Source organism: Kribbella polygonati (genome assembly GCF_050320105.1).
Classification (GTDB): Bacteria; Actinomycetota; Actinomycetes; order Propionibacteriales; family Kribbellaceae; genus Kribbella.
Genome location: NZ_CP190129.1, coordinates 458,083 through 470,185 on the forward strand (window position 1 = coordinate 458,083; position 12,103 = coordinate 470,185).

Below are 12,103 nucleotides of genomic sequence, written 5' to 3' on the forward strand. Positions count from 1 at the left end.
ATTTATATACTGTACGCCATGGAGTCCTTGGTACGGCAGGTGCCGCTCGTCCTGCAGGTGTCGGAGCAGTTCCGGGCACGGATCGAGTCCGGCGAATGGGCGCGCGGTGCGCGGATCCCAGGGGAGCATCAGCTCGCGACCGAGTTCGGGGTCAGTCGCGGCACGGTGCGGGAGGCGCTGCGGTCGCTCAGCCTCACGGGTCTGCTGGAGCCGCGGGTCGGCGACGGGACGTACGTACGGGCGACCAACGAGATCAGCGGCGTACTCGTCCGGGACGAGCTGTCGGCCTCACTCACCGACGTGCTGGATGCGCGTGCCGGTATCGAGGCCGCGGCCGCGCGGCTGGCTGCGCGGCATGCGACGCCCGAGAGCCTGGCGGCGTTGGCGGAGGTGCTGGAGACGCGCGCCGCGACGCTCGAGTCGGGCGACATGGACGCGTTCGTGGCGGTCGACACCGACTTCCACCGGGGCGTGGTGGTCGCGAGCGGGAACCCGCTGCTGCTCCGGTTGTACGACGCGTTGGCTGAGGTGATGACCGCGTCGATCCACCAGACCGCGACGATCCCCGAGGATCACCGGCTCGGCGACGCGCACGTCGACGTACTGGACGCGATCCGGGCCGGGGATCCGGAGGCGGCGAGTCAGGCGTCGTACGCGTTGATCGAGACCGTCAAGCTGACCGGATCCGGCCAGTAGTAGCGGAAGCAGGCCGGGGTCCCGTTCAGCCGGCGGGGTTCGCCGCCGGGCGGTGGCACGTTCTTGCGCTCACCGCGGAGGCCGCCGCGGGCTTCGTAGAACGCCTGCGCGGCGGTGTTCTGCTCGAGCACCCAGAGGAACAGGCCGGTGGGTACGCCGGTGGCCGCGTGGGCGAGGAGTTTCGTGCCGATGCCCTGGCGCTTGAGCGGCGCGCGGACGTGCAGGTTGTCGACGAGGGCGCCGTACGCCGGGTCCGCGTCGAACACCACGTGCGCGAGCCCGATCAGCTGCCCGTCGTACTCCGCCACCGTGGTGCGGGTGCCCTCACGGTTCGCCAGCCGCTTCGCCCACATCTCGCCGAGGTACGCCGGCGACTCGTCGTCGAGGAACGCGTCCGCGTACGCGCCCCGGTAGTGCCGCCGCCAACTGTCACCGTGCAACTCGGCAACCGCCGCCGCATCCTCTGGCCCCGCGGTCCGGAATGACGTCATCGGAGGACTTCTCCAGCTTCTGTTCTGGTGGCGAGGACGCGGGCGAACACGGCCAGGCCGGCCGCGAGTGCGGTGACGACGATGAACGAGATGGTCAGGCTGCTGGCCTGGGCGATGCCGCCGATGATCGACGGGGCGACCAGGCCGGACGCGTAGGTGATCGTGGCGACGCCGGCGATCGCCTGGCTGGCGTTGGCGCCGGTGTGGCCCGCGGCGGCGAACGCGAGCGGTACGACGACCGCGATGCCGACGCCGATCAGCCCGAAGCCGATCATCGCGACGACCGCGTCCGGTGCCACGACCACGAGCAGCCCACCGAGGGTCGCGATCACGCCGCTGGCCCGCACCGTCCGGACCGCGCCGAACCGGTCGACGACCGCGTCGCCGGTGATCCGCGCGATCGCCATCGTCAACGCGAACCCGGTCGTCGCGCCGGCTGCGACCCCGGCCGAGCTGTCCAGGACGTCGCGCAGGTACACCGCCGACCAGTCCAGGCTCGCGCCCTCCGCGAACACCGCGCAGAACCCGACCGCGCCGATCAGCAACGCCGACTTCGGCGGCAGCGCGAACCGCGCCGGCGGCTCCTCGTCCTCCTCGGGGTGGATGTTCAGCACGAACTGGCAGACCACCGCGCCGACGACCGTGAGGACGACGGCCGCGATCGTGTGATGCACCTGGGCACTGAGATTCGCGTGCGCCGCGACCGTCCCGACCGCGGAGCCGAGCAGTGCGCCCGCGCTCCACATCCCGTGCAGGCCGGACATGATCGACTTCTTCAGCCGGTGCTCGACCTCGATCCCGAGCGCGTTCATCGCGACGTCGGCCATCCCCGACGTACCGCCGTAGATCAGCAGCGCCGCGCACAACGTGAGCAGCCCGGGCGCGAGCGACGGCAGGATCAGTGCGAGGGTCCAGAGCGCGAGCAGGCCGCGGAGTGCTGTCCGGGTGCCGAACCGGTGCGTGATGCGGGCGGCGAGCGGCATCATCAGGGCCGCTCCGATGGCCGGGAACGCGAGCGCCAGCCCGAGCTGCCCGGCCGACACCCCGGCGTGCTCCTGGATCCACGGCACCCGGGTCGCGAACGAGCCGGTCACCGATCCGTGGACGCAGAAGACCGCGGCGACGGCGTACCGGGAGCGCTTGACGAGCGTGGTGTCATCTGTCACAAGTGAACACGCTATCTGTTTGAACGATCAGGCGGATGGTAGTTTTTTGCGCATGAGAAGTGCGGAACGGCACCAAGTGATCGTAGAACGCCTGCGAGTCGTCGACCGAGTGTCGGTCCAGGAACTGGTCGAGGCCACCGAGGCGTCGGACATGACGGTCCGCCGCGACCTCGACTTCCTGGCCGCGCAGGGCGTGCTGAAACGCGTCCACGGCGGCGCGGTGTCGGCGATGCCGTCCGGTCTGGAGCCGCCGCACTCGCTGCGTTCGCAGGCCGCCGTGGCCGCCAAGCAGGCGATCGCCCGCGCCGCCGTCGAGCACCTCCGCGACGGCGAGACGATCGTTCTCGACAGCGGTACGACGGCACTCGAGACCGCCAAGCTGCTCCACGACCGCGCGCTGACGGTCATGCCGCTGTCGCTGCACGTCGCGCACGAGTTGGCGGACGCGCCGCGGATCCGGTTGCTGATGCCGGGCGGCGAGGCGCGCAAGGGCGAGCTCTCGCTGGTCGGCCCGCTGACCGTGGCCTCGTTGCGGGCGCTCCGGTTCGACGCCGCCGTACTGAGCCCGTGCGCGTTCAGCCTGGATGCCGGGCTGACCGCCTTCGACCTGGGCGACGCCGAGGTCAAGCAGGAGGCGATGAACGTCGCCACCCGCACGATCGTGCTGGCCGACGGCGCCAAGTGGGACCGTGCCGCCCTCGCCTACATCTGCCCGGCGGACCGCCCCGACCTGATCATCACCGACGACTCCGCACCCGAGGACCAACGAACAGTGCTCATCCAGCGCGGCGCCCTGGTAGAGGTCGCCTCTTGAACGCCGTCGACGTACAACTCCAGACCGCTCCACCCCGCGCCGCCCGGGTCGCCACCTGGTTGTACTTCGGGCTGAACGGGTTCGCCGTCGGAATGTGGGTGGTGCACATCCCGAGTATCGAGCAGGCGACCGGGATCACGCACAGCACGCTCGGGCTGCTCCTGCTGGTGCTCGGCGCCGCCGCGTTCACCGGCATGCAGGTCGCCGGTCCACTCGTCGACAAGATCGGCCAGCGCCGGCTCGTGCCCGCAGCCGGGATCCTGCTTGGGCTCGCGCTCGCCGGCCCCGGGCTGGCCACGAACTGGTGGACCCTCGGGATCGCGCTGATCTTCGTCGGCTTCGGCAACGGTTCGATCGACGTCGGGATGAACGCGCAGGCCGTGGTCGTCGAGCGTGGGTACCCGCGACCGATCATGGCGGCGTTCCACGCGATGTGGTCGATCGGCGGCGCGATCGCCGCGGTCGTCGGCGCCGCCACGCTGCGGGCCGGCGTACCGACCGAGGTCACGCTCGCGCTGGCCGGCGTGGTCTGCGTCGTACTGTCGCTGATCGCCAGCCGATTCTTGCTGGAGGCAACCGAACCTCACGAGGAGCACGACGAAGCGCCACGGCAGAAGCCGTCCGCCAAGCTGGTCTGGGCGCTCGGCGGGCTCGCGTTCGGGCTGATGCTGTCCGAGGGGGTCGCCAACGACTGGGCAGCGCTGCACTTCCGCGACATCCTCGGTACGTCGGTCAGCACCGCCGCGTACGCGTACGGCGCGTTCGCGGTCGCGATGACTGTCGGCCGCTTCCTCACCGACCGGGTCGCCGCCGTGGTCGGCCCGGCCGCGATCGTGCGCTGGGGTGCCGCGATGGCGGCGGTCGGCCTGACCCTGGTGATCGTGATCCCGTGGGTGCCGGTCGCACTCGTCGGCTGGGCGATCTTCGGCCTCGGCCTGGCCGGCGGCGTACCGCAGTTGTTCACCGCCGCCGGCAACCTCGACCCGCGGTCGTCGGGCGCGCTGATGGCCCGCGTGGTCGGCCTCGGGTACGTCGGCCTGCTGGCCGGCCCGGCGCTGATCGGCGGCCTCGCGCACTGGATGCCGCTGAACATCGCGTTCGTCCTGCCGGTCGTGCTGTGCGTGCTCACGTTCTTCGGCGGGCCGATCCTCAAGCGCTCGCCAGGCGCCTGAGGGCGGATCTGCAGCCCATCACAATCGCCCGCCGCGGGCCGCGTCAGGCTGGCGGCGCGGGTGCCGCGGCCGATTGTGATGGGCTGGGGATCCGGTCCAACGCCTGCTCGAGGTCGGCCCAGAGGTCGGCTGGGTGCTCGATGCCGACCGACAGCCGGATCAGGTCCTCCGGGATCGTCGGCACCTCGATCGGCCAGCGGCGGCGGCGTTCGAGCAGCGACTCGACCCCGCCGAGGCTGGTGGCGTGGACCCAGAGGTTCGTGCTCTCGCAGACCTTCTGCGCGTACTCCGCGTCGCCGCCGAGCTCGATCGCGAGGATCGCACCGAAGCCGGACATCTGCGCCGTGGCGCGGGCGTGACCGGGATCGTCGGGCAGCCCGGGGTACCGGACCCGGCTGACCCGCGGGTGCCGCAGCAGCCGCTCGGCCAGGTACGCCGCGTTCGACTGCGCGCGGTCCAGCCGGAGCGCGAGCGTCCGCAGGCCGCGGAGCGCGAGCCAGGCGTCCATCGATCCGGCGTTCGCGCCGAGGCTGCGGCGCCGCAGCTCGATCGCGGACCACAGGTCGTCGTCGGCGGTGACCACCGCGCCGAGGATCACGTCCGAGTGGCCCGCGATGAACTTGGTGGCCGAGTGCATCACCACGTCCGCGCCGAGCCGCAACGGCTGCTGCAGCAGCGGAGTGGCGAACGTGTTGTCGACGACCACGGTCGCGCCGGCGGCGTGCGCGGCCGCGGCGAGGGCCGGGATGTCGGCGACCTCCATCGCCGGGTTGGTCGGTGACTCGATCCACAGCAGATCCACACCGCCGCCCACACCGCCGCCCGCACCGCCGCCCGCACCGCCGCCCGGGCCGTCGGCACCGGCCTGCGCGGTGGCGAGCGCGTCGGCGACCGACTCGGTGTCCGCGATGTCGACTCGCTGAACGCTGAGCCGGCCGGTCCCGGCGTACTGGTCGAGGAGCGCGAGGACCCCGGAGTACGCGTGCTGCGGCGCGACCACGCGGCCGCCGACCGGGACGAGGTCGATCACCGCGGCGGCTGCCGCCATCCCGGAGGCGAAGCTCAGCGCGCGGCCGCCTTCGAGCTGACCGAGGGTGTCCTCGAGCGCGGACCAGGCGTCGTTGCCGAACCGCCCGTACCCGCGATCGCCGCCGGCGACGTACGTCGAGCTGAACACCGGCGATGGTCCGACGGGCGCGTTCGGCACCCGCTCCGGGCGGCCGGCGTGGACGACGACGGTGGACGGGTCGAGGTCAGAAGTCATAGCCGGATTGTCGCTGCCGAGCGCGCGCCGTCCCCCAGCGGGGCGGGCGGGACGGCGGAGCCGACCGCTGCGCTCGGGTGAGGGGGCGGCGGGGTGCTCAGCCCGAGCCGGGGGCGGGCGGGATGGCGGAGCCGACCGCTGCGCGGTGGGGGAAGGGGTGGCGGGGTGGTCAGTCCGAGCCGGGGAGGGGGAGGCGGCCGGTTTCCAGGAGTGCGATCGCCTGCCGAGCGAGCTGCCGGGCGTCGACCGGCCCCGGGTGGTCGACCCAGACGCGGACGACGTTCTCGATGACGTTCATCGTGATGCCGGCGGACAGCGCGGCGACGAACTCCGCGTGCGTCGGGTCGCCCGGCAGCCGCCGTACCAGCTGGGCGGCGAGGTCGTTGCGGAACCGCCAGATCAGCTCGTTGAGATGTGCGCTCACCGAGCTGTTCCGCTCGGCCAGGTCGAACACCGCGCGGACCCGGTCCGGGTTGGTCTCCAGCTGTTCGAGGACGCGCTCGATCACGGTGCGCAGCCCGTCGCTCAGGTCGAGCGCGGGCTGGTCGGCGAACCAGCTGACGGCGTCGGCGAGACAGTCGTCGACGAACTCGAGGACCAGCGTCTCCTTGGTCGGGAAGTACCGGTACAGCGTGCTGGGGCCGACCTCGGCCGCGGCCGCGATCTGCTCGACCGTGGTCCGGCCGAACCCGTGGTCGCAGAACAGCTCGAACGCCTTGTCCGCGATCAGCCGGCGGGTCCGCTCCCGCTTCACCTCGCGCAGTCCCATCAGCACCTCCGCGGGCAGACTACCGCCACCCTTCCCAGCTGGGAGTATCAGCCATATGGTAGTCACTACCAAATTCTCGACGAGAGGCACGCGATGACCGAGAGCTTCCCCGTCAACCGGCCGTCCGGCTGTCCGTTCGACCCTGCCCCCGAGTACGCCGGGTACCGCCGGACCGCGGCGCCCGCGAAGGTCTCCACGCCGGCCGGCGTCGACGCGTACGTGATCAGCCGGTACGACGACGTCCGCACGCTGCTGCGGGACACCCGGCTGAGCTCGCGGCTCGCGCCGTCCGACCACGTCGTACCGGACGCGGACCTGGACCGGGAGGTGGAGTCGGGCTCGATCCTGCAGGTCGACGGGGCGGCGCACAAACGGCTGCGCCGGATGCTCGCGACCGAGTTCGCGGTCAAGCGGATGGAGGCGCTGCGGCCCCGGGTCGCGGCAATGGTCGACGAGCGGATCGACGCGATGCTGGAGTCCGGCGGACCCGTCGACCTGGTGCAGGAGTTCGCGCTGCCGATCCCGTCGCTGGTGATCTGTGAGCTGCTCGGCGTCCCGTACGCGGACCGCGACGAGTTCCAGGAGCGCAGCGCCCAGCTCGTCCGGGTGGACGGATGGACCGAGGAGATCCAGCGGGCCAGCGACGACCTGAACCAGTACATCGTCGGCCTGGTGCTGGCGAAGCAGGCGCATCGCGAGGACGACATCCTGTCCCGGCTGATCACCCGCGGCGAGGAGCTCGGTACGCCGTTGACGATCGAGGAGCTGGTGACGGTCGGCGTCACGCTGCTGATCGCCGGCCACGAGACGACCGCGAACATGATCGCGCTCAGCACGCTCGCGCTGCTGCGGAATCCGGCGCAGCTCGACCTGCTGCGTTCCGATCCGGCGCGGGTCCCGGCCGCGGTGGAGGAACTGCTGCGCTACCTGTCGGTGGTGCATTTCGGCCTGTTCCGGGAGGTGACGGACGAGCTGACGGTCGGACCGGCGACGATCGACGCGGGGGAGTACTTGATCGCCGCGCTGTCCTCGGCGAACCGCGACGAGACCGTGTTCCCGGACCCGGACCGGCTGGACCTGGAGCGGGACGCGGCGGCGCATGTCGCGTTCGGTTTCGGGCCGCACCAGTGCATCGGGCAGCAGCTTGCGCGGCTCGAACTGCAGGAGGTGTTCACCCGGCTGTTCACCCGGATCCCGACGCTGCGGCTCGCCGTACCGTTCGAGGAAATTGACTACCGGGTGAACACGCTCGTATACGGAGTGACAGCGTTGCCAGTCGGCTGGGACGTGAGGATCTGAACACTTCTTAACCGAACCCCGGTCGGATCACGATCTCCGGACCGCTACAGTCGAGCCGGTGAGCGAGTACTCGGAAGACAAGCGCAAGCCCCGGGTCGCTGTCGTGTTCGGCGGCCGGTCGAGCGAGCACGCGATCTCCTGCGTGACCGCGGCGAACGTGCTGCAGGTGATCGACCGGGACCGGTACGACGTCGTACCGGTCGGGATCAGTACCAGCGGGCACTGGGTGCTGGAGAGCGGCGATCCCGAGCGGCTGTCGATCACCGACGGCAAGCTCCCCGAGGTCGACGTGACCGCGATGCCGGTGCTGTTCGGCGCGAACCGCGAGCTCGTGGTCAGCGAGCCCGGCCAGGTGCCGAGCACGCTTGGCGAGGTCGACGTGGTGTTCCCGCTGCTGCACGGCCCGTGGGGCGAGGACGGCACCATCCAGGGCCTGCTCGAGATGTCGGACATCCGGTACGTCGGGTCCGGCGTCCTGGCCAGCGCGGTCGGGATGGACAAGCACTACATGAAGGTCGTGTTCCAGGCCGCCGGTCTCGCCGTCACGCCGTACGTCGTGATCCGGGACCGGGACTGGCGGCAGGACCCGGCCGGCTGCCGGGAGGCCGTCGACGCGCTCGGCTACCCGGTCTTCGTGAAGCCGTGCCGCGGCGGGTCGAGCCTCGGGATCACCAAGGTGAACAGCCTGGACGAGCTCGACGACGCGATGGTCGAGGCCCGCGCGCACGACCCGAAGGTGATCGTCGAGGCGTCGGCGAAGAGCCCGCGGGAGATCGAGGTCGGCGTCCTCGGTGGACTCGACGGCACCAAGGCCGAGGTCAGCGTCTGCGGCGAGGTCGCGGTGTCCGGCGGCGGGCACGACTTCTACGACTTCGAGACCAAGTACCTGCCGGAAGGCGAGGAGTACCTGGCGCTCTCGGTCCCGGCCGACCTGCCCGCTGAGCTCGCGAACGAGATCCGGGCCAAGGCGCTGATCGCCTTCGACGCGATCGAGGGCGAGGGCCTGGCCCGCGTCGACTTCTTCGTCGACGAAGAGAACCGGGTGATCATCAACGAGATCAACACGATGCCCGGGTTCACCCCGACCAGCATGTTCCCGCGGCTGTGGGCGGCCTCCGGCAAGGACTACGCGAGCTTGGTCGAGCACCTGCTGCAGCTCGCGATGACCCGCCCGACCGGACTCCGCTGAGCCGTCGGCATGGCGCTCGCCGACACCCGGTACGGACCCGTCCTGGGCACCGACTCGCTCGTCTTCAAGGGCATCCCGTACGCCGCGCCGCCGGTCGGGCCGGACCGCTTCCGGCCACCGCGCCCGCCGCAGCCGTGGAGCGCGCCGTTGAAGGCGACGTCGTACGGGCCGACGGCGCCGCAGACCGGCGCCGACGGGCCGCTCGCGGAGCTCGTCCCACGGGCGATCGTCCCGGGTGACAACTACCTGAACCTGAACGTCTGGTCGCCGGACCTGGACGGGAACGCCCCGGTGATGGTGTTCGTCCACGGCGGATCGTTCACCAGCGGCGCCGGCGCGCTGTCGGTGTACGACGGCAGCCGGTTCGCACGGGGCGGCGTCGTACTGGTGACGATCAACTACCGGCTCGGCGCCGACGGGTTCCTGTGGTTCGGCGAGGGCTCGCCCAACCTCGGGCTGCTGGACCAGATCGCCGCGCTGACCTGGGTCCGCGACAACATCGCGGCGTTCGGCGGCGACCCCGGCAACGTGACGATCTTCGGCGAGTCGGCCGGTGCGATGAGCGTCTGCACGTTGCTCGCGATGCCGGCCGCCGCGGGCCTGTTCCACCGGGCGATCGCCGAGTCGGGCGCGGCGAACAACACGATCGACGCCGCCACCGCCCGGCTGGTCGGCGAACGGCTGGCCGCGATGCTCGGGACGGCGCCGACCCGCGAGGCGATCGCCCAGGTGCCGTTGCAGCGGCTGCTCGCAGCGCAGGACCAGCTCGGCCGGCAGGTGATGGGCAAGGCGCGGGCCAAGGTGTGGGGCGACGTCGCGCGCACGCTGCTGCCGTTCAGCCCGGTGGAGGACGGCACGCTGCTCCCGGCCGCGCCGCTCGACCTGATCCGGGCCGGAGCCGGCGCGGACGTCGACCTGATGGTCGGCACCAACAGCGAGGAAGCGCGGCTCTTCCTGATCCCGACCGGTGTCGCGGCCAAGCTCAGCACCCCGCTGCTGTACGCCGCCGCCCGGACGCGCTTCGGGCTGTCGCTGAACGGCGTACGGCGGTATCGCGCGAATCGTCCGCGACGCCCGGCGAGGTGCTGGCCGCGATCATGACCGACTCGTACTACCGGATCCCCGCGATCCGGCTGGCCGAGGCGCATCCCGGGACGTACCTGTACGAGTTCGGCTGGCGGTCGCCTGCCTGCCACGGGACGCTCGGCGCGTGCCACGCGATCGAGCTGGCCTTCGTGTTCGACAACCTGGACGACCCGTCCGTCGCGCCGATGCTCGGCGCCCGGCCGCCCCAGCGCCTGGCGGACCTCGTGCACACGGCCTGGATCGATTTCGCGCGGACCGGTGATCCGGGCTGGCCGGCGTACACCCGCCCCGAACGCCTCAGCCGCCACTTCGCCGGTGCCTCCGGCACCACCACCAACGACCGCCCCGACGAACGCGCCTGCTGGCACCACTAGCGGGACCGTGCACAGGTTCTCGTGGGAGTGCCCAGTGCATACCTTGTTCACGGTCCCCGCAACGCCGGCTAGGCCCCGTCAACCGGCCACGTCCGCTCGTGGTGGGCGGGGTCAGAGGTTGCTGGCGCGGCTGTTCAGGTAGCGCTGTTGCGGGAGACTCGTCGTCCGGCGAGCGGCCTCCTCGTACGCGGCTCGGGCGGCAGGCCTGTCGCCCGACATTTCCAGCAGGTGCGCCCGGACCGCGAACAGCCGGTGGTCCTTGGCGAGGTGGTCGTCGTGCTCGATCTTCCCGAGCAGACGCAGGCCTTCCGCCGGGCCGCGGGCCATCGCGACCGCGACCACGTGATTGAGGGCGACCATCGGGTTGTCGGTGAGCTGCAGCAGCACCTCGTACAGCGCGACGATCTGCGGCCAGTCGGTCTCGTCCGCGGACGGGGACTCGTCGTGGACCGCGGCGATCGCGGCCTGCAGCTGGTACGGGCCGACCGGGCCGCGGGGGAGTGTCGCGGTGATCAGGTCGACGCCCTCGCGGATCAGCTCCGGGATCCACCGCGACCGGTCCTGCTCCGCCATCGGGACGAGCTCGCCGAGGGGGCCGGTGCGCGCCGGGCGGCGGGCGTCGGTGAGCAGCAGCAACGCCAGCAGTCCGGCCACCTCGGCGTCGCCGGGCAGCATCCGGTACAGCATCCGGGCCAGCCGGATCCCCTCGGCTGCCAGCTCGACCCGCTGCAGGTGCGGGCCCGTCGTACTCGCGTAGCCCTCGTTGAAGATCAGGTACACGACCTGCAGCACCGCGCCCAGCCGCTCCTCCCGGTCAGCCGGCAGGGTGAACCGGGCGCCGCTGTCCTTGACGCTCGCCTTCGCCCGGGTGATCCGCCGGGTCATCGTTGCCTCGGGCACCAAGAACGCCCGGGCGATCTCGGCCGTCGTCAGACCGCCGACCGCCCGGAGCGTCAACGCGATCTGGGACGCCGGCGACAGCGACGGGTGGCAGCACAGGAACAGCAGCACCAGCGTGTCGTCGGCGTCGCCCACCGGATCACCCTGCGGCGCCCACCGCGCGACCCGGTCCTCCCGCCGCTGACGGGCCTGCTCCCGCCGGAGCAGATCCGTCAGCCGCCGCGAAGCCACCGTGATCAACCACCCACGCGGGCTCGCCGGTACGCCGTCCTCCGGCCACTGCTGCGCCGCCGCGAGCAACGCCTCCTGCACAGCGTCCTCCGCCGTGTCGAAGTGCCCGTACCGCCGCACCAACGCCCCGAGCACCTGCGGCGCCAGCTCCCGCAGCAGTTCGTCGATCACCATCCGGACTCACTCCACCAGTTCGTCGCGGCCCTCGACGATCGGGCGGACGTCGGCGTACGCCGTGGCCCGCACGAACTCCGGGCTCGGGGTGTCGGCCAGGCGGGACGCGATCTCGGTCGCGCGGTCGAAGGACTCGCATTCCACGATCCAGTACCCGGCGAGCACCTCCTGGGTCTCGGCGTACGGCCCGTCCGTGACCACCAGCTGCCCGTCCTTCGACCCCAGCCGCCGGGTCAGCACCGGCGCCGCCAGCCCCCGCGTCTCCACCAGCTCACCCGAGGCGGCCAACTCACCGTTGAACTTCTCCATGAACTCACCCATCGCCGCGAAGTCCGCCGCATCCCACGCCGGCTTCCCGCTCGCCTTCCCCGCCATCCCGTCGTAGTCCTGCTGCGACGCGTACGTCAGGATCATGTACTTCATCACCATCTCCATCCGTCCGAGCACCCACCACCGGGCACTTCCACCCGAGACGTCG

General features: G+C 71.5%; 12 protein-coding genes and 1 pseudogene. 7 read left to right on the forward strand and 6 right to left on the reverse strand.

Annotated features, from left to right (window positions below; all coding sequences use genetic code 11):
- The first annotated feature begins 18 nt into the window (after positions 1-18).
- On the forward strand, positions 19-696 hold the full coding sequence (locus ACQHIV_RS02090; RefSeq protein ID WP_427891104.1) for a FadR/GntR family transcriptional regulator: 678 nt from the start codon (positions 19-21) through the stop codon (positions 694-696).
- Here ACQHIV_RS02090 and ACQHIV_RS02095 read toward each other — a convergent pair.
- Positions 642-1,187: an N-acetyltransferase family protein gene (locus tag ACQHIV_RS02095; RefSeq protein WP_427891106.1), complete on the reverse strand. Its 546-nt coding sequence runs from the start codon at positions 1,185-1,187 to the stop codon at positions 642-644. The genes ACQHIV_RS02090 and ACQHIV_RS02095 overlap by 55 nt on opposite strands.
- A complete protein-coding gene (locus ACQHIV_RS02100; RefSeq protein ID WP_427891107.1) occupies positions 1,184-2,353 on the reverse strand; it encodes an MFS transporter in 1,170 nt (389 codons plus the stop codon). The genes ACQHIV_RS02095 and ACQHIV_RS02100 overlap by 4 nt, the downstream gene beginning before the upstream one ends.
- 52 nt (positions 2,354-2,405) lie before the next feature.
- On the opposite strand from ACQHIV_RS02100, the gene ACQHIV_RS02105 reads away from it, so the two are divergent.
- Positions 2,406-3,167 (forward strand): DeoR/GlpR family DNA-binding transcription regulator, encoded by a 762-nt coding sequence (locus ACQHIV_RS02105; protein ID WP_427891109.1) that lies wholly within the window; start codon positions 2,406-2,408, stop codon positions 3,165-3,167.
- Positions 3,164-4,339, forward strand: coding sequence for an MFS transporter (locus tag ACQHIV_RS02110; protein WP_427891111.1), 1,176 nt, complete (start codon positions 3,164-3,166; stop codon positions 4,337-4,339). The genes ACQHIV_RS02105 and ACQHIV_RS02110 overlap by 4 nt, the downstream gene beginning before the upstream one ends.
- A 43-nt stretch (positions 4,340-4,382) precedes the next feature.
- Here the strand turns inward: ACQHIV_RS02110 and ACQHIV_RS02115 are convergent, their stop codons facing one another.
- The gene (locus ACQHIV_RS02115) at positions 4,383-5,603 is read right to left on the reverse strand and encodes a trans-sulfuration enzyme family protein (RefSeq protein ID WP_427891113.1); all 1,221 of its coding nucleotides are present in this window, start codon (positions 5,601-5,603) and stop codon (positions 4,383-4,385) included.
- Between the two features lie 169 nt (positions 5,604-5,772).
- Positions 5,773-6,372 (reverse strand): TetR/AcrR family transcriptional regulator, encoded by a 600-nt coding sequence (locus ACQHIV_RS02120; RefSeq protein ID WP_427891115.1) that lies wholly within the window; start codon positions 6,370-6,372, stop codon positions 5,773-5,775.
- 93 nt (positions 6,373-6,465) lie between these two features.
- On the opposite strand from ACQHIV_RS02120, the gene ACQHIV_RS02125 reads away from it, so the two are divergent.
- The 4 genes and pseudogenes from ACQHIV_RS02125 to ACQHIV_RS02140 all read left to right on the forward strand — a co-directional run.
- Positions 6,466-7,671 carry a cytochrome P450 gene (locus ACQHIV_RS02125; RefSeq protein ID WP_427891117.1) on the forward strand — a complete coding sequence of 402 codons (1,206 nt, stop codon included), beginning with the start codon at positions 6,466-6,468 and terminating at the stop codon, positions 7,669-7,671.
- Between the two features lie 58 nt (positions 7,672-7,729).
- Positions 7,730-8,860: a D-alanine--D-alanine ligase family protein gene (locus ACQHIV_RS02130; RefSeq protein WP_427891119.1), complete on the forward strand. Its 1,131-nt coding sequence runs from the start codon at positions 7,730-7,732 to the stop codon at positions 8,858-8,860.
- A gap of 9 nt (positions 8,861-8,869) precedes the next feature.
- Entirely contained in the window at positions 8,870-9,961 is a 1,092-nt protein-coding gene (locus ACQHIV_RS02135; RefSeq protein ID WP_427891121.1) for a carboxylesterase/lipase family protein, read from the forward strand.
- A pseudogene (locus ACQHIV_RS02140) lies at positions 9,925-10,320 on the forward strand (carboxylesterase family protein); the annotation flags it as partial. The gene ACQHIV_RS02135 and the pseudogene ACQHIV_RS02140, both read left to right, overlap by 37 nt.
- A 111-nt stretch (positions 10,321-10,431) precedes the next feature.
- On the opposite strand, the gene ACQHIV_RS02145 reads toward ACQHIV_RS02140, so the two are convergent.
- Together ACQHIV_RS02145 and ACQHIV_RS02150 are read right to left on the reverse strand one after the other, a co-directional pair.
- Positions 10,432-11,625 (reverse strand): RNA polymerase sigma factor, encoded by a 1,194-nt coding sequence (locus ACQHIV_RS02145; RefSeq protein WP_427891122.1) that lies wholly within the window; start codon positions 11,623-11,625, stop codon positions 10,432-10,434.
- Positions 11,626-11,631: 6 nt separating this feature from the next.
- Entirely contained in the window at positions 11,632-12,048 is a 417-nt protein-coding gene (locus tag ACQHIV_RS02150; protein WP_427891124.1) for a YciI family protein, read from the reverse strand.
- Between the last annotated feature and the right edge of the window lie 55 nt (positions 12,049-12,103).

Bases quoted from the DNA above. Each gene is read 5' to 3' on its own strand.
- ACQHIV_RS02125 (WP_427891117.1), top strand. From the start codon at position 6,466: ATGACCGAGAGCTTCCCCGTCAACCGGCCGTCCGGCTGTCCGTTCGAC.
- ACQHIV_RS02095 (WP_427891106.1), bottom strand. From the start codon at position 1,187: ATGACGTCATTCCGGACCGCGGGGCCAGAGGATGCGGCGGCGGTTGCC.
- ACQHIV_RS02135 (WP_427891121.1), top strand. From the start codon at position 8,870: ATGGCGCTCGCCGACACCCGGTACGGACCCGTCCTGGGCACCGACTCG.
- ACQHIV_RS02145 (WP_427891122.1), bottom strand. From the start codon at position 11,625: ATGGTGATCGACGAACTGCTGCGGGAGCTGGCGCCGCAGGTGCTCGGG.
- ACQHIV_RS02120 (WP_427891115.1), bottom strand. From the start codon at position 6,372: ATGGGACTGCGCGAGGTGAAGCGGGAGCGGACCCGCCGGCTGATCGCG.
- ACQHIV_RS02115 (WP_427891113.1), bottom strand. From the start codon at position 5,603: ATGACTTCTGACCTCGACCCGTCCACCGTCGTCGTCCACGCCGGCCGC.
- ACQHIV_RS02150 (WP_427891124.1), bottom strand. From the start codon at position 12,048: ATGAAGTACATGATCCTGACGTACGCGTCGCAGCAGGACTACGACGGG.
- ACQHIV_RS02105 (WP_427891109.1), top strand. From the start codon at position 2,406: ATGAGAAGTGCGGAACGGCACCAAGTGATCGTAGAACGCCTGCGAGTC.
- ACQHIV_RS02090 (WP_427891104.1), top strand. From the start codon at position 19: ATGGAGTCCTTGGTACGGCAGGTGCCGCTCGTCCTGCAGGTGTCGGAG.